General features: G+C 67.1%; 19 protein-coding genes, 2 tRNA genes and 1 riboswitch. Of the genes, 18 read left to right on the top strand and 3 right to left on the bottom strand.

The window, feature by feature from the left end; genetic code table 11:
• Positions 1–2: 2 nt before the first annotated feature.
• From FHJ30_RS11655 to ndk, 3 genes are all read left to right on the top strand, one after another.
• Positions 3–1,361: a folylpolyglutamate synthase/dihydrofolate synthase family protein gene (locus tag FHJ30_RS11655; protein WP_139029450.1), complete on the top strand. Its 1,359-nt coding sequence runs from the start codon at positions 3–5 to the stop codon at positions 1,359–1,361.
• Positions 1,362–1,841 (top strand): DUF4233 domain-containing protein, encoded by a 480-nt coding sequence (locus FHJ30_RS11650; RefSeq protein WP_139029449.1) that lies wholly within the window; start codon positions 1,362–1,364, stop codon positions 1,839–1,841.
• A gap of 67 nt (positions 1,842–1,908) precedes the next feature.
• Positions 1,909–2,328: a nucleoside-diphosphate kinase gene (gene ndk / locus FHJ30_RS11645; protein WP_104045198.1), complete on the top strand. Its 420-nt coding sequence runs from the start codon at positions 1,909–1,911 to the stop codon at positions 2,326–2,328.
• Between the two features lie 88 nt (positions 2,329–2,416).
• Here the strand turns inward: ndk and FHJ30_RS11640 are convergent, their stop codons facing one another.
• Complete coding sequence (locus tag FHJ30_RS11640; RefSeq protein ID WP_139029448.1) at positions 2,417–3,088, bottom strand: vitamin K epoxide reductase family protein; 672 nt, start codon at positions 3,086–3,088, stop codon at positions 2,417–2,419.
• Positions 3,089–3,528: 440 nt separating this feature from the next.
• Between FHJ30_RS11640 and FHJ30_RS11635 the strand changes: the two genes are divergently transcribed.
• The 12 genes from FHJ30_RS11635 to FHJ30_RS11580 all read left to right on the top strand — a co-directional run bounded on the left by FHJ30_RS11635 (position 3,529) and on the right by FHJ30_RS11580 (position 16,755).
• Complete coding sequence (locus tag FHJ30_RS11635; protein ID WP_139029447.1) at positions 3,529–6,981, top strand: Rne/Rng family ribonuclease; 3,453 nt, start codon at positions 3,529–3,531, stop codon at positions 6,979–6,981.
• Between the two features lie 128 nt (positions 6,982–7,109).
• Positions 7,110–7,207: riboswitch (TPP riboswitch) on the top strand.
• Between the two features lie 7 nt (positions 7,208–7,214).
• Positions 7,215–8,747 (top strand): bifunctional hydroxymethylpyrimidine kinase/phosphomethylpyrimidine kinase, encoded by a 1,533-nt coding sequence (thiD, locus tag FHJ30_RS11630; protein WP_139029482.1) that lies wholly within the window; start codon positions 7,215–7,217, stop codon positions 8,745–8,747.
• A gap of 264 nt (positions 8,748–9,011) precedes the next feature.
• Positions 9,012–9,320 carry a 50S ribosomal protein L21 gene (gene rplU / locus FHJ30_RS11625; protein ID WP_066276623.1) on the top strand — a complete coding sequence of 103 codons (309 nt, stop codon included), beginning with the start codon at positions 9,012–9,014 and terminating at the stop codon, positions 9,318–9,320.
• A gap of 61 nt (positions 9,321–9,381) precedes the next feature.
• Positions 9,382–9,645 (top strand): 50S ribosomal protein L27, encoded by a 264-nt coding sequence (rpmA, locus tag FHJ30_RS11620; RefSeq protein WP_009372867.1) that lies wholly within the window; start codon positions 9,382–9,384, stop codon positions 9,643–9,645.
• Between the two features lie 116 nt (positions 9,646–9,761).
• Complete coding sequence (gene obgE / locus FHJ30_RS11615) at positions 9,762–11,351, top strand: GTPase ObgE (RefSeq protein ID WP_139029446.1); 1,590 nt, start codon at positions 9,762–9,764, stop codon at positions 11,349–11,351.
• Positions 11,341–12,492, top strand: a complete 1,152-nt coding sequence (gene proB / locus FHJ30_RS11610) for a glutamate 5-kinase (protein ID WP_139029445.1) — start codon at positions 11,341–11,343, stop codon at positions 12,490–12,492. The genes obgE and proB overlap by 11 nt, the downstream gene beginning before the upstream one ends.
• A gap of 26 nt (positions 12,493–12,518) precedes the next feature.
• Positions 12,519–13,895 (top strand): glutamate-5-semialdehyde dehydrogenase, encoded by a 1,377-nt coding sequence (locus FHJ30_RS11605; protein ID WP_139029444.1) that lies wholly within the window; start codon positions 12,519–12,521, stop codon positions 13,893–13,895.
• Between the two features lie 77 nt (positions 13,896–13,972).
• Positions 13,973–14,203: a hypothetical protein gene (locus FHJ30_RS11600; RefSeq protein ID WP_139029443.1), complete on the top strand. Its 231-nt coding sequence runs from the start codon at positions 13,973–13,975 to the stop codon at positions 14,201–14,203.
• Between the two features lie 55 nt (positions 14,204–14,258).
• Complete coding sequence (gene nadD, locus FHJ30_RS11595) at positions 14,259–14,873, top strand: nicotinate-nucleotide adenylyltransferase (protein ID WP_240793683.1); 615 nt, start codon at positions 14,259–14,261, stop codon at positions 14,871–14,873.
• A 7-nt stretch (positions 14,874–14,880) separates the two neighbouring features.
• On the top strand, positions 14,881–16,125 hold the full coding sequence (locus FHJ30_RS11590; RefSeq protein WP_139029441.1) for a hypothetical protein: 1,245 nt from the start codon (positions 14,881–14,883) through the stop codon (positions 16,123–16,125).
• Between the two features lie 43 nt (positions 16,126–16,168).
• A complete protein-coding gene (rsfS, locus tag FHJ30_RS11585; protein ID WP_139029440.1) occupies positions 16,169–16,570 on the top strand; it encodes a ribosome silencing factor in 402 nt (133 codons plus the stop codon).
• Positions 16,571–16,682: 112 nt separating this feature from the next.
• Positions 16,683–16,755: transfer RNA gene (locus tag FHJ30_RS11580), tRNA-Ala, on the top strand.
• Positions 16,756–16,777: 22 nt separating this feature from the next.
• Here the strand turns inward: FHJ30_RS11580 and FHJ30_RS11575 are convergent.
• Entirely contained in the window at positions 16,778–16,960 is a 183-nt protein-coding gene (locus tag FHJ30_RS11575) for a hypothetical protein (RefSeq protein WP_139029439.1), read from the bottom strand.
• Here FHJ30_RS11575 and FHJ30_RS11570 point away from each other — a divergent pair.
• Positions 16,928–17,000, top strand: a tRNA-Ala gene (locus tag FHJ30_RS11570). The two genes, FHJ30_RS11575 and FHJ30_RS11570, sit on opposite strands and share 33 nt — an antisense overlap.
• A gap of 60 nt (positions 17,001–17,060) precedes the next feature.
• Here FHJ30_RS11570 and FHJ30_RS11565 read toward each other — a convergent pair.
• Complete coding sequence (locus FHJ30_RS11565; protein WP_139029438.1) at positions 17,061–18,383, bottom strand: class I SAM-dependent methyltransferase; 1,323 nt, start codon at positions 18,381–18,383, stop codon at positions 17,061–17,063.
• A 66-nt stretch (positions 18,384–18,449) separates the two neighbouring features.
• Here FHJ30_RS11565 and FHJ30_RS11560 point away from each other — a divergent pair, with 66 nt between their 5' ends.
• Both FHJ30_RS11560 and FHJ30_RS11555 read left to right on the top strand, forming a co-directional pair.
• Complete coding sequence (locus tag FHJ30_RS11560) at positions 18,450–19,532, top strand: FAD-dependent oxidoreductase (protein ID WP_139029437.1); 1,083 nt, start codon at positions 18,450–18,452, stop codon at positions 19,530–19,532.
• Positions 19,533–19,602: 70 nt separating this feature from the next.
• Positions 19,603–20,793, top strand: a complete 1,191-nt coding sequence (locus FHJ30_RS11555) for a methyltransferase (protein WP_139029436.1) — start codon at positions 19,603–19,605, stop codon at positions 20,791–20,793.
• Positions 20,794–20,920: the final 127 nt, after the last annotated feature.

Below are 20,920 nucleotides of genomic sequence, written 5' to 3'. Positions count from 1 at the left end.
CCATGACTGACGAATTTTCCGTAGAGAGCGTCTACGCCGAACTGCTGGGCCGGGCGCCGGAAAACAAGATGGAGCCGCGCCTCGCGCCGCTGTTCCGCGCCATGGACGTTCTGGGGGAGCCCAACAAGGCGTTCCCGATCATCCACGTCACCGGCACCAACGGCAAGACCTCCACCGCACGCATGATCGAATCCGTGCTGCGGGCCCATGGCCTCAGCACCGGACGGTACACCAGCCCGCACCTGTCCAACGTCACGGAGCGGATCAGCATCGACGGCCACCCGGTTTCCGACGAGACCTTCGTCCGGATCTGGGACGAAATCCGGCCCTACCTGGAGATCGTGGACTCGGAGCTTGAGGCCGAGGGCCAGCCCCGGCTCACCTACTTCGAATGCCTCACCATCCTGGGCTTCGCGATCTTCGCGGACCAGCCGGTGAACGTGGCCGTCATCGAAGTGGGCCTGGGCGGCATCACCGATGCCACCAACGTGGGCGACGGGCAGGTCTCCGTTATCACGCCCATTTCCCTGGACCACACCGACCTCCTGGGTGACACCACGGAGGACATCGCCTACGAAAAGGCCGGCATCATCAAGCCGGGCGGCTACCTCATCAGCGCCGCCCAGCCCCTTGACGCGGCGCAGGTCCTGCTGGAGAAGGCCAAGGAGGTGGGCGTGCCGTTCCGCTTCGAAGGCGTGGAATTCGGCGTGGAGTCCCGGGCCGTGGCGGTGGGCGGGCAGGTGGTAAGCATCCAGGGCATCGCCGGGCGCTACCCGGAACTGCTGGTACCGCTGCACGGCGCCCACCAGGCGCAGAACGCTGCGGTGGCTGTGGCCGCCCTTGAGGCGTTCTTCGGGGGCGAAAAGGAACTCGACTTCGAGGTGCTGCAGGAAGGCTTCGCCAACGTGACGTCGCCGGGCCGGCTTGAAGTGGTGCGTACCGCGCCCACCATCATTGTGGACGCTGCACACAACCCGGACGGCATCAAGGCGTCCGCTGCCGCCCTCCAGGAAGCCTTCACCTTCACCAGGCTGGTTCCGGTAGTGGGCGTGCTGAAGGAAAAGGACGCCGAGGAGATCCTCCGGCAGCTCAAGGAGTCGCTCGGCGGGATGGCGGAGGAGTTCTGCTTCACCCAGTCGAACTCCCCGCGCGCAGTGCCCGCAGCGGAACTGGCCGAACTCGCGGTTGAGCTCGGTTTCGGCGAGGACAATGTGCACATCGCAGAAAAGCTCGACGACGCACTGGAGTGGGCGGTGGAACGCGCCGAAGCAAACGACGACCTGTCCGGGGGAGTCCTGGTAACGGGCTCCATCACCCTGGTAGCCGAGGCCCGGATCCTGCTCGGAAAGACGGAGGCCTGAGTGGCCAAGCTGACCAAAGCGCAGCGTGAATGGCGCCCGGGCATGCCTAAGAAGCGCCGCTCCACGAAGGTGATGTTCGCATCCACCGTGCTGCTGCTGGAAGCATTCGTTATGTTCTTCGCCACCCTGGCAGTGTTCGGGCTGCGGCGCGGGGAATTTCCGCCGGCCCTCATCCTGGGGGTCGGGATCGGGCTCAGCGTTGTGATGATTGTGGCCTGCACCTTCCTCACCCGGCCCTGGGGCATCGGGCTGGGCTGGATCCTGCAGCTCGTCCTGATCCTCACCGGCATCATCGAGCCCGCCATGTTCCTGGTGGGCACCCTGTTCGCAGCGGCCTGGTGGTACGGCATCCGCACCGGAATCCGGCTGGACCGCGAGGCCGGGGAGCGCGCCCGCGAGCAGGCGGAGTGGGAAGCCGCCCACCCGGACCAGGCGGCGGGGCCGGCGTCGGGGCCGGGGCAGCAGCCGCAGTCCCCCTGACCGAAGCCGTTCGGCCTTGGCCCCGTAGACTTGTCCCCGAAACCCATCCCAACGCATTGGAGCAGTTGTGACCACTGAGCGCACCCTCGTCCTGATCAAGCCCGACGGCGTCGCCCGTAACCTCACCGGCGCCATCCTGGCCCGGATCGAAGCCAAGGGCTACACCTTGGCCGAACTCAAGAAGGTTGATGCCTCGCGCGAACTCCTGGAGCAGCACTATGAGGAGCATGTGGGCAAACCCTTCTACGAGCCCCTGGTGGAATTCATGCTCAGCGGCCCCGTTGTTGCAGCCATCTTCGAGGGCCACCGGGTCATCGAGGGCTTCCGGTCCCTGGCGGGCACCACCGACCCCACCACGGCAGCCCCCGGCACCATCCGCGGCGACTTCGGCCGCGACTGGGGCTTGAAGGTCCAGCAGAACCTGGTGCACGGTTCCGACTCCACGGATTCCGCCGAGCGCGAGATCAAGATCTGGTTCCAGGACTGACCCCGCCAACCTTCCCGAGATGACAGATAAGGCCGATGTTCTTCGTGAACATCGGCCTTATCTGTCATCCTTGTGGACTGGCGCGGACCTAGAACCCTGACGTTCCGGCGAAAACCTGGATGAAGGCGAAGAAGATGGTGGCGATGACGGCCACATAGAGCAGTGCCGTGATGATCCAGCCGGAGTCGCCCAGGATCCGCGCGGCCTTGGCGGGCACCGGGATCACGCCGGTGCTGATGTTCCGGATGGTCACCCACACGAACAGCGGAATCATCGCCGCCCAGACAATCATGCAGAACGGGCACAGGATGTGGATGGCGTACAGCGCCTGGGACCACAGCCACACCACAAACGCAAAGCCCAGCGTGACGCCGGCCTGCAGGCCCAGCCAGTACCACCGGGCGAAATTGGCACCCGCAAGCAGCGCCATTCCCACCGTTATGGTGATCGCGAACGCCACGATGCCGATGAACATGTTGGGGAAGCCAAACAGCGAGCTTTGCCACGTCTGCATCACCTGGCCGCAGGAGATCCACGGGTTCACGTCGCACACAGTGGTGTGGTTGGGGTCCTTGAGGACTTCCAGTTTCTCCAGGACCAACGTTCCGGAGGCCAGCCAGCCGACCACGCCGGTTATGACCAACAGCCAGCCGAGGGGCCGATTGCGGGTCATGGGCGGGAGGGCTCCGGCCGCACTGGTGTCCGGGTCCACAGTCCGTTCCGGCGCGTGGGTGCCGCTGAGGGGGGAAATGCTGGGCATTGGCAAGGCGTCCTTTTCATCGGGTGCTCCTTGCCCGATTGTAACGCCGGCGGCTGGCAAGACCCTTCAGGAAGGGGAACAGGTGGTGCAGCTTCCGCCGTGGAATAGTCCGGGTGTGAGAGAATGAACGTGGCTGGAACCCGATCCACATTCGGACTCCGGTCCGGTGGCTTGTTCGCAAGACCGCCAATGACGAGCAGCGCAGGTTTTGGGTTTGTTGATCCAGCCTCCCGCAACTCCATTGGGCGGCACCTGGTTGTGGCACGTGGAACAACGGGTTTTTGAACATCCTGCCGGCCCCCACGGGCTGCCGCACCCCACTGCCGGTGCGAACCTGGGGGTATCCACTTGACTTCTGTCAACGCCTGCGGGTTTTGACAATATGTGCCCCAATGGGTACCGGATGTGGCGGTACGTCAGGGGCAGGAGTGTTGCCACATATGGATAATGAACAAGTTTTAGCCGTTAATGATGAAGCAGCGGGCACGGGTGCCGAGGGCGAGCCGAAGAAGGCCACAAGGACCAGGCGAAAGGCCGCTCCCAAAGCCGGGGACGCCCTGACCGCCGAAGCAGGCATCACCGCTGGCTCCGTGCCGGCAGACGCCAGTGCCGGTTCCGCCACGCAGGACGTGCCTGCGGGTACTGACGCCGCCGAGGCGAAGGCACCCGTCCGCCGGAGCCGTTCCAGGAAGAAGGTCGAGGCTGCCGAGCCGCTTCCGGCCTTCGCCGAGGAAGCAGCCGGCCCGGCCGTTGCCAGTGACGACGCCGGCGCGCAGGCTGCGTCAGCCGGCGCGCCTTCAGCGGCCGCTGAGGAGGATGCAAAACCTGTTCGACGCCGGCGGGTTGCCACCCGCAAGACCTCCGCCCCGGCGGTGGAGGCCGCGGCGGAAGAGTCCGGGACGGCGCCAGAGGCCGCCCCCGCTGAAGCCGCACCTGCTGACGGAGATGCCGCACCAGCCGTTGCTGAACCGGCAACCGTACCCGCGACGGACGCACCGGAGCCTGCCGCTCCGGCACCCGCAACCGCGCAGGACCCCGGCACTCCTGCCCAGGGCGAGGTGGATGCTGCCGCTCCCGCGCAGGGCCAGGTTCGTGCTGCTGTGAAGTCGGAAGCCGGGCCTGCCGCTGCTCCCGCCCCGGGCAGCCCCTTCGGCTCCCTCTTTATGGAACCCGGTTCCGCCACCTCCGTCCTGTTCCAGGCCCCTGATCTCAGCGCCGTTGTGCGGCCCGCCCCTGCCGCCACGGAAGAAGTTGAAGAAGAGGACACAGAGGACGATTCAGACGACGCCGGCAACCGCCGGAGGCGCCGTGGCCGCGGCCGCCGCGGCCGCAGCAGGACCGGTGAGCGGGACGGCGAAGACGCCGAAAGCCCTGAAGCCGAAAGCGATGCTGCCGACGACGCTGACGAGGAATCCGCAGGACAGTCCGACGAGGGCGTGACGTCCCGCCGTCGTCGCCGCCGCCGCCGTGGCGACCAGGACCTGGAACTGACGGGCGGGGGAGACGACGATCCCCCCAACACGGTGACCCGCGTCCGCGCACCCCGCGCCGTGAGCGAACCGGCAGTGAACAACCGCGTCACGTCCGTCAAGGGCTCCACCCGCCTGGAAGCCAAGAAGCAGCGCCGCCGCGAATCACGCGACACCGGCCGCCGCCGCACTGTCATCACCGAAGCCGAGTTCCTGGCCCGCCGCGAGTCCGTGGACCGGCAAATGATCGTGCGCCAGCGCGATGACAGAATCCAGATCGCCGTTTTGGAAGACGGCGTCCTGGCCGAGCACTTCGTGTCCAAGACCCAGCAGGATTCCCTGATCGGCAACGTCTACCTGGGCAAGGTCCAGAACGTACTGCCGTCCATGGAGGCCGCGTTCGTGGACATCGGACGGGGCCGCAACGCCGTCCTGTACGCAGGTGAAGTCAACTGGGAAGCCGTGAACCTCGAGGGCAAGCAGCGCCGCATTGAAAACGCGCTCAAGTCCGGCGATACCGTCCTGGTCCAGGTCACCAAGGACCCCGTGGGCCACAAGGGCGCGCGCCTGACCAGCCAGATCTCACTGCCGGGCCGCTACCTGGTCTTCGTTCCCGGCGGTTCCATGACCGGCATCTCCCGCAAGCTGCCCGACGTCGAACGCAACCGCCTCAAGCGGATCCTCAAGGACCGCCTCCCGGAGCAGGCCGGCGTTATTGTCCGGACCGCCGCGGAAGGCGCCTCCGAGGAAGAGCTCACCCACGACATCAACCGGCTGCGGGCCCAGTGGGAGGGCATCGAAAGCCAGTCGAAGTCCACCAAGATCCTCGCCCCGGAGCTGCTCTACGGCGAACCGGACCTCACCATTAAGGTGGTCCGCGACGTCTTCAACGAGGACTTCTCCAAGCTGATCGTCTCCGGCGAGGAAGCCTGGGACACCATCGAGGCCTACGTCACGTATGTTGCCCCGGATCTGGTGGGGCGCCTCGAGAAGTGGACCAAGGACCAGGACATCTTCAGCGCATGGCGGATCGACGAACAGATCCACAAGGCACTGGAACGGAAGGTCTTCCTGCCCTCCGGCGGCTCGCTGGTGATTGACCGCACCGAGGCCATGACCGTGGTGGACGTCAACACCGGCAAGTTCACCGGCAGCGGCGGCAACCTCGAAGAGACCGTGACCAAGAACAACCTGGAAGCCGCGGAGGAAGTGGTTCGCCAGCTCCGCCTGCGGGACATCGGCGGCATCATCGTCATCGACTTCATCGACATGGTCCTCGAGTCCAACCGCGACCTCGTGCTCCGCCGTATGGTGGAGTGCCTGGGCCGCGACCGCACCAAGCACCAGGTTGCCGAAGTCACGTCCCTTGGCCTGGTGCAGATGACCCGCAAGCGGATGGGCACCGGGCTCCTTGAAGTCTTTGGCGAGCAGTGCGAGGCCTGCGCCGGCCGCGGCGTAGTGACCCACGATGACCCCGTGGAGCACCGCCGGGCCAATATTGTGGCCGCGGAGCACCATGTGCAGCGCTCGGACTCCCGCACGGACGTCCGGAACGAAAGCCACCGCACCGAGGCCCAGCGTGGGGACAGCACCCAGCCCGGCGTCCGTCCTGACCGGAAACGGCGCCGCGGCCGCGGCGGCCAGCAGGTGGACGCTGCTCCCGCGGCAGCCGTCCACGTGCACACCGTCCACCCCGACCCCACGGACGCCGAGCGGCACGCCAAGGCGGAAGCCACCAGGCTTGCCCTGGCCAACATCGCTGCGGCAGCACACGCCGCCCACCTGCACGACGACGAGGTAGCCGCGGCAAGGCAGGCTCCGCAGGCCCAGCCCGCGGCGCCGGCAGAGCCGGAGAAGCACGACGGCGACGCCTCCAGGCCCGCTGCCGTCCTCACCTTTGGCGGGGAGAAAGTTGCCCTGCCCTTCGTGGAGCACGCGGAGGAGCAGCAGCCGAAGCCGGCCCTGACGCTTGACCGGCTCGCCGAAGCCTTCGCCCACCTTGGTGAGCCTGCTGCCGAAGAAAAGGCTGAGCAGCCCGGACGGCGGGAGCAGGAACTGGAGCAGCGGGAACCGGAGCAGGTCCGGGCTGCGCAGGCCGAGGCGCCGCAGGCGGTTGTTCCACAGGCCGGGCCTGAGCAGCCCCAGGCTGCCCCTGCCGTGCCGGAGAAGGACTATTCCGACCACACCCTGGAACAGTCCCGCCCGCGCCGGGCACGCCGCAACCGCAGCGCCAGCCGTGCCCAGGGTGCGGCCAACGAGACCTCCGTCCAGCACCGCGAGAATGTCCCCGCTGCGGCGGCAGGGCACTCACATTCTGCAAAAGCGCCGGGAGCCGACCAGGCAGGTGCCACCGGGCAAGGCAACGGCAAGCCCGCGGAGGAGCCCATCATCCTGGGTGTTGGGGTTCCCGCTTCGGAGCTCTAAGCCACTGCACACGAAACGCCCGGATGCCCGGCCGCCCACCACCCGTGGACGGCCGGGCATCCGGTATTTAAGCCTGTAAACGCCGCCGCGTCACCTTCACCTTCCGCACGGCAAAAAAGCTAGGCTGGTGAATCGACACGGGGTGCCGCGCAGAGGGCCGGCTGAGATCCACACCCGTTGAACCTGTCCGGTTAGCACCGGCGAAGGGATGTCTCTTGTCCACCACCCTTGCAATGCCCACCGCCATCCTGCAGGAAGCTCCCGAAACCCGTCCTGCCGCCCAGCCGGGTTCGGGCCGGGAGCTACCCCGGGTCCTGTCCATCGCCGGCTCTGACCCTTCCGGCGGCGCCGGCATCCAGGCAGACCTGAAGAGCATCGCTGCACACGGAGGCTACGGGATGGCCGTCGTTACGGCACTTACCGCGCAGAACACCTGCGGAGTGCGTGCCGTCCACGTTCCGCCGGTGGCCTTCCTCACCCAGCAACTCGACGCAATCAGCGATGACATCAGCATCGATGCCGTGAAGATCGGCATGCTGGGCGACGCCGCCGTGGTCCACGCTGTCCGGGCATGGCTCGAAAAGGTGCGTCCCGGCGTCGTGGTCCTTGACCCGGTCATGGTGGCCACCAGCGGCGACCGGCTCCTCCAGGAGTCCGCAGAGGCGGCCCTCCGCGACCTGTTGCCCCTGGCCCACCTCATCACCCCCAACCTGGCAGAGCTTGCCATGCTGGTTGGCGGGCCTGTGCAGGAGAGCTGGGAAGGTGCGGTGGAACAGGGCCGCCGGCTCTCCGCAGCCACAGGGGCAACCGTGCTGGTTAAGGGCGGCCACCTGGCGGGGGACCAGTGCCCCGATGCCCTGGTCGATACCAGCGGCAGGCTGAGCCAGGAAGTGGTGGTGGTTCAGGGGAAGCGGGTGGCAACGCGGAACAGCCACGGCACCGGCTGTTCGCTCTCCTCGGCCATGGCCACCGTCCAGCCGCGGCTGGGGGACTGGGAGGCCGCCCTCCGAGAGGTCAAGCCCTGGCTGGCGGGTGCGCTGGAAACATCAGGCCGGCTGGCCGTGGGATCAGGCAACGGGCCCGTCCACCATTTCCACCACCTGCAGGCGCCGGCCGAGGGAAGCTTCGCCGGGCAACTGTGGACTGAAGCGGAGAAGCACCTGGAAGCCATCTATGCCCTGGCGTTCATCGAGGACCTTGCCTCCGGTGGCCTGGCCGAGGACCAGTTCGCCTACTATCTGGCCCAGGATGCCATCTACCTCAACGGCTATTCACGGGTGCTTGCGCGCGCCAGCGCCCTCGCCCCGACTGAAGCGGAACAGCTCTTCTGGGCACGCTCCGCCCAGCAGTGCCTGGAAGTCGAATCCGAACTGCACCGCTCCTGGCTGGCATCCCGCGAGGTCCAGTCCGAACCGGGGCCCGTGACAAAGTCCTACGTGGACCACCTGCTGGCGGCATCGGCGTCGGGCAGCTATGCCGTGCTGGCGGCAGCGGTCCTGCCCTGCTTCTGGCTGTATGCCGAGGCCGGCAAAACGCTGCACGCCAGGTTCATGGCGGCCGGCGAACCAGCCGGCCACCCCTACGCCGACTGGCTCCGCACCTACGCAGATGAAGGCTTTGCCGAGGCAACCCGGACGGCCGTTGCCATCGTGGACCGGGCAGGGCGCGCGGCTGCCGACCATGAAAAGGCAGCCATGGCCACGGCGTTCAGGCACTCCTGCCGCCTTGAAGTTGAATTTTTCGACGCGCCGCGCCTTCATTCGTGACGGCCGGACAGCTGCCGCGCCGGTACTATGGTGGGGCGCGGTCCGGCAGTAGGGAATGTCCTGTGGTACCTATCACAGGCAACCCGCCGGAACCAGCCTCATTTGCGGCCGAAGGCAAAATTAGCGTATTCTAGATCTTCGGTGCTTACGCCAACACTTGGGTTATGACCCCACGGCGTTGAGGCACAGCGAGAGCCCAGCCAATAATTGAGCCAGGTTCCGCACGCAAATTTGTAATAAACGTCGAGAGAAGTGAGTTCCCAAGTGGTGTACGCGATTGTCCGCGCAGGCGGCCGCCAAGAGAAGGTTTCCGTTGGAGACTTCGTTACCCTGAACCGCGTCGCCGGTGGAGCTGGCAGCACCATTCAGCTGCCCGCACTGCTCCTGGTTGACGGTGACAAGGTCACCTCGGCCGCTGCTGACCTGGCCAAGGTAACCGTTACGGCTGAAATCCTCCAGGACCTCCGTGGTCCTAAGATTGTCATCCAGAAGTTCAAGAACAAGACCGGTTACAAGAAGCGCCAGGGTCACCGCCAGGAACTGACCAAGGTCAAGATCACTGGTATCAAGTAACCTTCCGTTACTGTTCAGGTTTTTCAGCAGATTCCCCAGAATTTAGAGGCAGGCATTTCAGATGGCACATAAAAAGGGCGCGAGCTCCACTCGCAACGGTCGTGACTCCAACGCACAGTACCTTGGCGTCAAGCGCTTCGGCGGCCAGGTAGTTTCCGCAGGCGAGATCATCGTCCGCCAGCGCGGCACCCACTTCCACCCGGGCGCCGGCGTTGGCCGCGGCGGCGACGACACCCTGTTCGCCCTGACCCCGGGCGCCGTTGAATTCGGCACCCGCCGCGGTCGTCGCGTCGTCAACATCGTTGCTGCTGCAGCTGCAGAGTAACAACAAGTTCTGAAGCGGTGGAGCGGGCCATATGGTCCGCTCCACTGTTCTTTTAACCGCATTACAATCGTCTTGGCGCCCTTGGGCGTCCAGGAAACAGCACTGAGGAGATCCACGTGGCCAGCTTTGTAGACCGGGTAGTACTGCACGTATCCGGCGGTACCGGCGGCCACGGGTGCGTCTCCGTCCACCGCGAGAAGTTCAAGCCGCTGGGTGGTCCCGACGGCGGCAACGGCGGCAACGGCGGCGACGTCATCCTCCGCGTGGACCACCAGACCACCACGCTCCTTGACTACCACCACGCGCCCCACCGGCACGCCACCAACGGCGGGCCCGGCATGGGCGACTGGCGCGGCGGCAAGAACGGCGAAACACTGATCCTTCCCGTCCCGGACGGCACCGTGGTCAAGTCCAAGGACGGCACGGTCCTCGCGGACCTCGTGGGCGAAGGTACCGAGTACGTTGCGGCGGCCGGGGGCATCGGCGGCCTCGGCAACGCCGCGCTCTCCTCCCAGAAACGCCGCGCTCCGGGGTTCGCGTTGCTCGGCATCGAGGGCGAATCCAGCGACATTGTGCTGGAACTGAAGTCCATCGCGGACATTGCCCTGGTGGGTTTCCCGTCCGCCGGCAAGTCCAGCCTGATCGCCGCGATGTCCGCGGCGCGGCCCAAGATCGCCGACTACCCGTTCACCACCCTGGTCCCCAACCTTGGCGTAGTCCAGGCCGGGGATGTCCGCTTCACCATCGCCGATGTCCCGGGCCTCATCGAGGGTGCCAGTGAAGGCAAGGGCCTGGGCCACCACTTCCTCCGCCACGTGGAGCGCTGCGCCGCCCTGGTGCACGTCCTGGACTGCGGCACGCTCGAGGCAGACCGGGACCCCCTTTCTGACCTTGCGGTCATCGAGGCCGAACTGGAAAAGTACGCCGTGGACATGAGCTACGCGGGCCAGGACGGTGAAGTGGTTCCGCTGAACCACCGCCCCCGCCTCGTGGCACTGAACAAGGTGGACCTGCCCGACGGCAAGGACATGGCCGAGTTCGTCCGCCCCGAACTGGAATCCCGCGGCTACCGGGTCTTTGAAATCTCGGCAACAAGCCACGAGGGCCTCCGCCAGCTGGGCTTCGCCATGGCCGAAATCGTCCAGGCCGCCCGCGACGCCGTTGCTGCAACCCCGCCCAAGGTCCAGCCCGTGGTCCTCAAGCCCCGCGCCGTCAACGAGGCCGGGTTCAGGATCCGCCGCGAGGAAAAGGGCCTCGAACCGCTGTTCCGCGTCCTCGGCGAGAAGCCCGTCCGCTGGGTCAAGCAGACCGACTTCACCAACGAGGAAGCCATCGGCTACCTCGCCGACCGCCTGGCCAAGCTCGGTGTCGAAACTGAACTGTTCAAGCAGGGCGCGAAGCCCGGCGACACCGTTGTCATTGGCGAGGACGACGGCGTCGTCTTCGACTGGGAGCCCACCATGATGGCAGGCGCAGAACTGCTGGCCTCACCCCGCGGCACCGACGTCCGCTTTGCCGACATCGGTGACCGGCCCACCCGCGGACAGAAGCGCGAAGAACAGCAGGAGCGCAAGGATGCCAGGGCTGCCGCCCGTGCCGAGCTCGAGGCAGAGCGCAAGGCCGGCATCTGGACCGAGTCCGTCAGCAGCCGGCGCGTGGCCAAGCCGCTCAAGGAGAGTGGACTGGACGCAGGCGATGAGTTCTAGTGCCGCGGCTGCGGTATCCGTGACGCGGTCCGTGGACAGGAGCCTGCTCGCCAACGCCCGCCGGATCGTGGTGAAGGTGGGTTCGTCTTCCCTGACCAGCATCAAGGGCGGCATCTCCGAAGAGGCGCTGACGGCCCTTGCCAACGCGCTGGCTGCCAAACGCAACACCGGCACCGAGATCATCCTGGTCTCCTCCGGTGCCATCGCGGCCGGCCTGGCGCCGCTGGGCCTTGCCAAGCGCCCCCGGGACCTCGCCACCCAGCAGGCAGCGGCCAGCGTGGGCCAGGGACTCCTGATGGCCCGCTACACCCAGGCCTTCGGGGCCCACGGCGTGACGGTCAGCCAGGTGCTGCTCACCGCAGAGGACTTGATGCGCCGCAGCCAGCACACCAACGCCTTCCGTGCCCTGAACCGGCTGCTCAACCTGGGCGTGGTTCCGGTGGTCAATGAAAATGACACCGTGGCCACGCACGAAATCCGTTTCGGCGACAACGACCGGCTCGCTGCCCTGGTGGCCCACCTGGTCCGGGCCGACGCCCTCGTGCTGCTGTCCGACGTCGACTCGCTCTACGACGGCCCGCCCGCCTTTGGGGCAAAGCGGATTCCGCTGGTTGAGGGCCCCGCTGATCTTGACGGCGTCTCCATCGGCAAGGCCGGCAAGGCAGGCGTGGGCACCGGCGGAATGCTGACAAAAGTGGAGGCGGCCACCATGGCAGCCGGTTCCGGCATCCATGCCCTTGTCACTTCCACCCCCAACGCCGCCGCGGCCCTTAACGGCGAGGACGTGGGCACTTGGTTCACTGTCAACGGTGCCCGCAAGCCCGTCCGCCTCCTGTGGCTGGCGCACGTCGCCTCCGTCCAGGGTCGGCTTGTGCTGGACGACGGCGCCGTCAAGGCTGTGCGGCACCACCGCACTTCGCTGCTCCCCGCCGGCATCTCCGCCGTCCACGGTGACTTCGAAGCGGGCGACGCCGTCGAAATAGCAGCCGCCGACGGCACCGTGGTGGCGCGGGGACTGGTCAACTATTCATCCGCCGAACTGCCCCGGATGCTGGGCCGGTCCACCAGGGACCTTGGTGAGGAGCTGGGCAGCGGCTACGACCGCGAAGTTGTTCACGTTGACGACCTGGTGCTGGTCTGAGCTTCCCGCTCGCCTAAACTTGGTACATGACTGAGGCCCTGATCCACAAGACTGCTGAAAATCCCGGAGATACTGCTGCCGCCAAGGCGCAGCCGGATACTTCATCCGTGGCGCAGGTGCCGGGTGGCTCTCCGCTGTCTTCCGGCGATGTGGAGGCAGCAGTGCACGCCATCGCAGACCGCTCCCGCCACGCCGCACGCCGGATGGCCATGGCAAACCGTGCCTGGAAGGACCGTGCCCTCCGCACCATCGGGGCAGCCCTGCGGGAGAACAACGAGGCCATTCTCACGGCCAATGCCATGGACGTGGAAGCAGGAAAGGCCAACGGCACCTCCGCTGCCATGCTGGACCGCCTCACCCTCACGGAGACCCGCATCTCGGGCCTTGTGGCGGCTTTGGAGAACCTGGCCAACCTGCCCGATCCCGTCGGAAACGTGGTCCGCGGGCAGACGCTTCCCAACGGCCTCCGCCTCCGCCAGGTCAACGTCCCCATGGGCGTGGTGGCGGCTATCTACGAAGCACGCCCGAATGTCACGGTGGACATCGCAGGGCTGGCACTCAAGAGCGGCAACGCCGTGATCCTGCGCGGCGGCACTGCCGCCCAGGCCACCAACGAGGTGCTGGTACGGGTACTCCGCGAAGCACTGGAATCCGTGGGCCTGCCTGCCGACGCCGTCCAGACAGTCGACCAGTACGGCCGCGCAGGTGCCAACGTCCTGATGAAGGCACGCGGCAGGGTGGACGTGCTGATTCCCCGCGGCGGCCGTGAGCTGATCCAGACCGTTGTCCTCAACTCCGCCGTGCCCGTGATCGAGACCGGTGAAGGAAACGTGCACATCTTCATCGACGAATCGGCGAGCGAGGACATGGCAGTGGAGATCCTCCTCAACGCCAAGACCCAGCGGCCCAGTGTCTGCAACACCGTGGAGACGCTCCTGGTCCACTCCGGATCTTCCGTTCTCCCTGCCGTCGCGGCTGCGCTTCGCCAGGCAGGCGTCCGGCTGCACGCCGACGAGCGGGTCCGCGCCGCCCTGCCTGCCTCCATTGAGTCCGAACCGGCCACCGATGAGGACTGGGGCACCGAGTACATGGACCTGGACCTCGCGGTTGGCATGGTGGACAGCCTGGACCAGGCCGTGCAGCACATCCGCACCTGGTCCACGGGCCACACGGAGGCGATCCTCACGAACGACCTGGCGAACGCCGAGCGGTTCATCGCCGAGGTGGATTCGGCCGCCGTCATTGTGAATGCCTCCACCCGGTTCACCGACGGCGGGGAGCTTGGCCTCGGCGCCGAGGTGGGCATCTCCACCCAAAAGCTGCATGCGCGGGGGCCTATGGGGCTGACCGAGCTGACCACCACGAAGTGGATTGTGCAGGGCGAGGGCCAGGTGCGCGGGTAGCGCACGGTAACATAGACCAGAAGCCAGAAACGGCGGAGCTTTCCGCTGCCACAATCGTTTGAGCCCAAGGGGAGAAAATGCTGTTCCAGCAGATTGCCACGACCGTCGCCGAAGGCGGAGAACACGAACTCGCGCCGCTGTGGGCTGAGCCGTGGGTGTTCGGGGTGGTTATGTTCGCCCTCCTGCTGGTGCTGATGTTCATCACCCTGTCCTACTCCAACCTGGGCAACCGCCACACAGCAACCGAGGAGCACGCGGACCCGCACCGCCAGCACCCCAACAAGCACGATCACGGGCAGGGCCACTAACATTTCCCGCGCTCTGCACCGCTCGGGTGCCACCGGCAGGCTGCGGCTTGGCGTGATGGGCGGGACGTTCGATCCCATCCATCACGGCCACCTGGTCGCAGCCAGCGAGGTGGCGGCGGAATTCGACCTGGACGAGGTGGTCTTCGTCCCTACCGGCCAGCCGTGGCAGAAGTCCCACAAGCACGTCAGTGAGCCCGAGCACCGCTACCTCATGACAGTCATCGCGACGGCCTCCAACCCGCGCTTTACTGTGAGCAGGGTGGACATTGAACGGCCAGGTCCCACCTACACCATCGACACCCTCCGGGATCTCCGCGCCCAGCGGCCGGATGCCGATCTGTTCTTCATCACTGGAGCGGACGCCCTGGCGCAGATCCTGTCCTGGAAGGACATCGACGAACTGTGGTCGCTCGCCCATTTTGTGGGGGTCACCAGGCCCGGCCATGTCCTCGATGGCATGGGACGCACTGACGTGAGCCTCCTTGAGGTCCCGGCCATGGCCATCTCCTCGACGGACTGCCGCACGCGCGTGGCGGCGAACCACCCTGTCTGGTACCTGGTGCCGGACGGCGTTGTCCAGTACATCGCCAAGTACGGCCTGTACGCGGAGGCCGTGGAGGCCGGCAGTATCCCAACTTCCCAAGCACGTGAACCAGCCAGTACCGAATGAGTTCTCAATGAGTCAGGAACAGCCCCCCATTCGCAGCCGCCGGGAACTCCGGCAGGCCAGGGATGCCCAACAGCCTGTGCCCGCGGGCACGGAGCAGCTTTCCCCTGCGACGAACCCGCCGGCTGACGCCCCGCCGGCCCGCGGGACCGCTGCGGCTGCGCCCGAGCCGACCTCCACCCAACGTTCCTCCCAGATCCGGGCGCGCGACCGCGCAGCCCTGCGCACCATCAAGGAACTTGAGGAAAAAGAGGGCCAGCTCTCCGCGGGAGGGCCGCCCACGCGGCGGCAGCTGCGCCTGCAGCAGCTCAAGGAACAGGCTCTGACGGCGGCCAATCCCATTGTGCCGCCGGCGTCCGTCCACACGGATGCGGCTGCTCCGGTATCGGGGGACGCCGCCCGGACTGCGGGGGAGCGGCCTGCGCAGGACGGCAAGAAGAGCCCCTCCACCGCTAAGCCAGCTTCCACAGCCCCCGAGGGCATGACAGTGGAACAGGCCCTGGCAGCGCGGGCGCTGCTCGCGGAGCAGGCCAAGAACCAGATCGCCAAGATGGAGCACATCGCCTCCCTTGACCCGGAAGCGGTCGACCCCGAGATCCTCGCCGAGCAGATCGCCTTGGCAGAACGCGCGGCCATCCTGAACCGCCGAGCCCTCGCCAAGCAGAAGCTGGCTGAGCAGGCCGGAGCCCCGCTTCCCCCGTCGAAGGATCCCGCGCCCAACCCGGCACGGGAACCCGGCAACCGGGACCAGGCCGGCACGGCAGGCCAGCGTCCGGCGCCATCGACGGCCAGCAACCTGGCCATGGTCACGCCGCTGGAGTTTGTGCAGGTTCCCGGCATCGACCGGCCGGTGATGAAGCCGCCGGCCACCTCGCACGTCCCGGTCACCACCCGCCCGGGGTCCAAGGTTACGGCGCCCGGAACCAGGAAACGGCGCCCCTCGGGGCCCCAGCGTCCGGCCGCGGCAGATGCCGGATCGGGCCGCTCCCACGTCATTGCCAGGGCGGAAGCCGCGGCGCGGGCAGCCGCCCGCCCGCGGCCCGTGTTGACAGACGAGAACCAGGCGGAGGACCTCTTCGAGGACCTGCCGCGGATTCCCGCCAAGTCGGCCTACGGCCTGGAACCCCTGGACGCTGCCACGGCCGGACTTGCCCGTGCGCAGCGCAACAGGATCCTGCAGTTCTGCATCCTGGCGTTCGGCATCGTGGCCCTGGTCTCGGGCATCATCCTCATCATCAGCGGCATGTCCCGCTGAGCTGCCTTACGCCACTTAGAGTTTTCACCCAAAAAGGAGTCACGTGACTGCATCAGAATCATCCATCACCATAGCCCGCGCCGCCGCCAAGGCAGCCGCGGACAAGATCGCGCAGGACATTGTTGCCCTGGACGTGAGCGAGCGTCTTGCCCTGGCCGACGTCTTCCTCATTGCCTCGGCTCCCAGCGAGCGGCAGGTCAACGCCATTGTGGACGGGATCGAGGAAGAGCTTGCCAAGCAGGACCTGCGTCCTGTCCGCCGGGAAGGCCGTTCCGGCGGCCGCTGGGTGCTGCTCGACTACTCGGACATCGTGATTCATGTCCAGCACGAGGAAGACCGCGTTTTCTACGCCCTGGAGCGCCTCTGGAAGGACTGCCCGGTGGTTGACCTGCAGCTCGGGGACGACACTTCCGCGAAGGCCGTTGCTGCGTCCGAAAGGGAGTAAATCCGCGGAACCACGCGGAATATGCCCGATTTGGAATTTTCGGAATTGCTGTTCTAAGATATTTGAGTTGCTTCGGGGAAAGCCGAAAAGCTTGAAGGAGCAGCAATAGTTCGGGGCTGTGGCGCAGCTGGTAGCGCACCTGCATGGCATGCAGGGGGTCAGGGGTTCGAGTCCCCTCAGCTCCACCGGACAATCCGCCGGAATCGCTTAGATTCCGGCGGATTTTTTGTTTTCCGCCGTGCCAAATCCGGAAGCCGGCGAGCCGCCGATGATTCCTGCCCCGATTGGCGCGAGCGGCGAAAGTGCATTAAGCTGAACAGGTTGCTTCGAGGTGGTGAACCGGAAGCGGCAAAGTCCGGGGCTGTGGCGCAGCTGGTAGCGCACCTGCATGGCATGCAGGGGGTCAGGGGTTCGAGTCCCCTCAGCTCCACTGGTACGACAAAAGGGACGATCCCCACGGGATCGTCCCTTTTGCTTTGAGTGCAGGCAGTCAGAGCCAGGCTGTGCGGCGCAACGGCGGTTCGTCCCCGCCCGGCCGCTGGACCAGGACCTGGTTAACGCCCGTCAGCCCGCCTTCGAAGCCCAGGGCGCTGGAAGCCATGTACAGGCGCCAGACCCGGGCCCTTCCGAGGCCGCTGAGCTTTGCAGCCTGGTCCCAGTTCGCCTCGAGCCTGCTGACCCACGCCCGCAGGGTCAACGCATAATGGCGCCGCAGCGCCTCTACATCCAGGACCTCGAAGCGGGCTGCCTCCAGGGCGGAAACCATCTCGCCAAGGCTGATCATCTCCCCGTCCGGAAACACGTAGCGGGGGATGAAGGAATCCGGATCGGCCTTGGTGGGGCCGGCATTCCATGAGATGGCGTGGTTGAGCAGCCGCCCGCCCGGCCGGAGCAGGCCGAACAAGGCAGCGGCGTATGCGGGGGTCTGCTCCCGCCCCACATGCTCGGACATCCCGATGGAACTGATGGCGTCGAAAGGACCATCCCGGACGTCCCGGTAATCCTGGACCCGGATGTCCACCCGTTCCGTCAGTCCGGCGTCGGCGGCCCTTTTCCGCGCGAGGATCGCCTGCTCCGTGGAGAGTGTTACGCCCACTACGGTTGCGCCGTACTTCCCGGCCGCGTGCAGGGCAAAACTGCCCCAGCCACAGCCAACATCCAACACCCGCATGCCCGGCCGGAGGCCCAGCTTGCGGCACACCAGGTCCAGCTTGGCCTCCTGTGCGGCGTCCAGGCCGGCGGCGAGCCGGCCGCCCGCATCCGGCTGCGCCGGGTCATAGCTGCCTTCGGGCCACACTGCGCAGGAGTAGACCATGGACGGTCCCAACACCAGGGCGTAGAAATCGTTGCCTACGTCGTAATGATGCGAGATGGCTGCGGAGTCGCGGCGGCGCGAGTGCACGCGTCCTTTCCGGGCCACCTTCGCCTCCTCCGGCGGTGGCGCCGGGTTCGGGCCCAGGGCGCCAAGCCGGACGGCGGTGCGAAGGAGCGTCCAGAGCTCACCGGCGGTCAGCGGCCGGAACGGCCCGGGCTCCGCGAATTTTCCCGCTGAGCTCAGGGCGGCGAACGCAGCGAAAATGTCCCCCGGGGAGTCAATCTCGCCAGCCACGTAGGCCCGGCTCAAGCCGAGCTGGCCCGGGGACCACAGGATCCGGCGCAGCGCCCGGCGGGATCGGAACTCCAGGACAGGCGCTCCAGCCGGTCCTGCCTCGGAACCGTCCCACGCGCGAAGGCGCAGGGGTATTTCTTCAGTGCCAAGTACTACTGCCAGGGCCTTGGCGAGCCGCGCTGCATTCCCGGTACCTGTTGTCATGGTGCTCCTCCCGTCTCCATGGGCCAACACTAAGGCCCGAACACCGCGCGCGACTATCATTGGGGAGTGAATTCTGCCCGAACCGACGTCGTCGTCATCGGCGCGGGCCAGGCCGGGCTCTCCGCCGCCTACCACCTTCAGCGCCGCGGCGTTGACTATGTCATGCTCGACGCCGAGGACGGCCCGGGAGGCGCGTGGCGGCACCGCTGGAAGAGCCTGCGGATGGCTACCGTCAATGGCATCAGCGATCTTCCCGGCATGGCAAAGCCGGCTGTGGACCCGCGCGAGCCCAGTTCGGAATTCCTGGCCCGCTACTTCGGCGGCTATGAGCAGGACCTGGGTCTGTCCGTCCGGCGGCCGGTAAAGGTGCAGTCGGTCCTGCGTGAAGACACGGACCCCGCGGGCCTGCTGAGGGTCGGCACGTCTGCCGGGGACTGGATAGCCAAGGCCGTCATCAATGCCACCGGCACCTGGACCCGCCCCTTTTGGCCCATCTACCCGGGACAGTCGACGTTCCGCGGGCAGCAGCTGCACGTGGCCGACTATGTTTCCGCGGAGGAGTTCGCCGGCCGCCACGTGATTGTTGTCGGCGGCGGCATCTCGGCCGTGGGCCTCCTCGATGAGATCTCCCGCGTCACCACCACCAGCTGGTTCACCCGCCGGGAGCCGGTGTGGCGGGACGAAGAGTTCGACGCCAAGGCAGGCCACGACGCCGTTGCCCTGGTTGAGGAGCGGGTCCGCAAGGGGTTGCCGCCGCAGAGCGTGGTATCCGTGACGGGACTGATGCGGACCCCGGCCCTCAAGGCGGCGGCCGCGAGGGGAGCGCTCAACCGGCAGCCGATGTTCACCTTCATAGAGCCCGACGGCGTCAGGCTCGCCGATGGGGGCTTCCTGCCGGTGGACGTGATCCTGTGGGCCACCGGCTTCCGTGCGGAACTCGAGCATCTCGCACCGTTGCACCTCAGGGGACCCGGCGGCGGAATCATGATGGACGGAACCCAGGTGGCAGCCGAACCGCGCGTCCATCTGGTGGGCTACGGCCCGTCGTCGTCCACTATCGGCGCCAACCGGGCGGGACGCGCCGCCGTGGCGGCAATCCTGAAACTGCCGGGAATCACCCCCGCCCCGGCCCCGGTAAGTTGGGGATGAGCGGCCGCGGGTCAGGGGCAGCACCGGCAAATGTCCTTAAATCAGGCACAACGGAAAGCAGCTGAAACACTTGGCATCAAACAGTCTTGGCGACCTCTTCGCGGCACTCCGGCGCAGGCCGGACGTGGAAGCACCCAACCTGCAGGCGTGGGACGCCACGGACCGTCTCCTGCTGGAGACGGCCGGAGGCCTGGTGCCCGCAGGAAGCGCGGTGGCCGTCATCGGAGACCGGTACGGCGCCCTGGCGCTCGGCGCCCTCGCCACGCTCAGCCCGGGCTCCGTGCGCGTGCACCAGGACCTGATCACGGGGGAGCGGGCCCTGCAGCTCAACGCAGCCGCACTGCGCACCGCCGGACTGTTGCCGGACGTGCAGCCGGTGCCGCCGCCAGGCGGCACGGATGGGGACCCGGGCTTCAGGCAGCTCCCGCTCGGCCCGGAACTCCTGGCCGGCGCGCAGGCAGTACTGCTGCAGCTGCCCAAAACGCTCGCCGAGCTGGATGAGATCACCGCCGCCGTCGCCCGGTACGCCGCGCCGGACGTACAGCTCCTGGCGGGCGGGCGGGTCAAGCACATGTCCCTCGGCATGAACGCCGTGCTGGAACGCCACTTCTCCTCCGTCCAGCCGCAGCTCGCCAGGCAGAAGTCCCGCGTGGTCCTGGCTGGCGGGCCGAAAGGGGACGCGGAAACGGAACGCTATCCCGCCGTCGAACACCTGGCCGAGCTTGACCTCCACGTGGCTGCCCATGGGGCAGTGTTCGCCGGCACCAAACTGGACATCGGCACCAGGTTCCTCCTGACGTTCCTGCCATCCATGAAGCCGGCCCGGCACGCCGTCGACCTCGGCTGCGGTACGGGAATCCTCGCCGCCATGTACGCCCGGCAGCACCCGGGGGCGGCGGTGACGGCCACTGACCAGTCCGCCGCCGCGGTGGCCTCTGCGCGGGCAACGGCAGAGGCCAACGGGCTGGGCGGCCGCATCACCGTCCTGCAGGATGACGCCCTCAGCACCCTTGCCCCGGGCAGCGTGGACCTGGTGCTGCTCAACCCGCCGTTCCATGTTGGCGCCGGGGTCCATGCGGGAGCAGGCCTGAAGATGATTGAGGCAGCGGGCCGGGTACTCGCGCCCGAGGGCGAGCTGTGGACGGTCTTCAACCGCCACCTGCCCTACCTGCCCGCGTTGGAGCGGCACGTTGGGCCTACCGCCGTGAAAGGCAGGAACCCCAAGTTCACGGTGACCGTGAGCACGCGGCGCGGCGACTGATGAAGACGGACACTCGGGATAAGCAGCGATGCGTAACTGGCGACGGACCAGCCGGAACCGGCGCGTCCTCAGCCGTGCGCCGGTGGGGAGCGCACCTTGCCGCGCCGCGCCGTCGCGCCCGCCTATG

The sequence above is a fragment of the Arthrobacter sp. BB-1 genome (assembly GCF_006151685.1).
Taxonomy (GTDB): domain Bacteria; phylum Actinomycetota; class Actinomycetes; order Actinomycetales; family Micrococcaceae; genus Arthrobacter.
The sequence above is the reverse complement of the archived record's forward strand: the minus strand, read 5'-3'. Positions and strand labels throughout refer to the sequence as shown.

What these genes read in the sequence shown, in the direction of transcription:
- nadD (WP_240793683.1), top strand. Translation starts at nt 14,259, where the DNA reads ATGGGCGGGACGTTCGATCCCATCCATCACGGCCACCTGGTCGCAGCC.
- FHJ30_RS11590 (WP_139029441.1), top strand. Translation starts at nt 14,881, where the DNA reads ATGAGTCAGGAACAGCCCCCCATTCGCAGCCGCCGGGAACTCCGGCAG.
- FHJ30_RS11640 (WP_139029448.1), bottom strand. Translation starts at nt 3,088, where the DNA reads ATGCCCAGCATTTCCCCCCTCAGCGGCACCCACGCGCCGGAACGGACT.
- FHJ30_RS11600 (WP_139029443.1), top strand. Translation starts at nt 13,973, where the DNA reads ATGCTGTTCCAGCAGATTGCCACGACCGTCGCCGAAGGCGGAGAACAC.
- FHJ30_RS11565 (WP_139029438.1), bottom strand. Translation starts at nt 18,383, where the DNA reads ATGACAACAGGTACCGGGAATGCAGCGCGGCTCGCCAAGGCCCTGGCA.
- rpmA (WP_009372867.1), top strand. Translation starts at nt 9,382, where the DNA reads ATGGCACATAAAAAGGGCGCGAGCTCCACTCGCAACGGTCGTGACTCC.
- proB (WP_139029445.1), top strand. Translation starts at nt 11,341, where the DNA reads ATGAGTTCTAGTGCCGCGGCTGCGGTATCCGTGACGCGGTCCGTGGAC.
- FHJ30_RS11575 (WP_139029439.1), bottom strand. Translation starts at nt 16,960, where the DNA reads ATGCAGGTGCGCTACCAGCTGCGCCACAGCCCCGGACTTTGCCGCTTC.
- thiD (WP_139029482.1), top strand. Translation starts at nt 7,215, where the DNA reads ATGCCCACCGCCATCCTGCAGGAAGCTCCCGAAACCCGTCCTGCCGCC.
- FHJ30_RS11605 (WP_139029444.1), top strand. Translation starts at nt 12,519, where the DNA reads ATGACTGAGGCCCTGATCCACAAGACTGCTGAAAATCCCGGAGATACT.
- FHJ30_RS11635 (WP_139029447.1), top strand. Translation starts at nt 3,529, where the DNA reads ATGGATAATGAACAAGTTTTAGCCGTTAATGATGAAGCAGCGGGCACG.
- FHJ30_RS11655 (WP_139029450.1), top strand. Translation starts at nt 3, where the DNA reads ATGACTGACGAATTTTCCGTAGAGAGCGTCTACGCCGAACTGCTGGGC.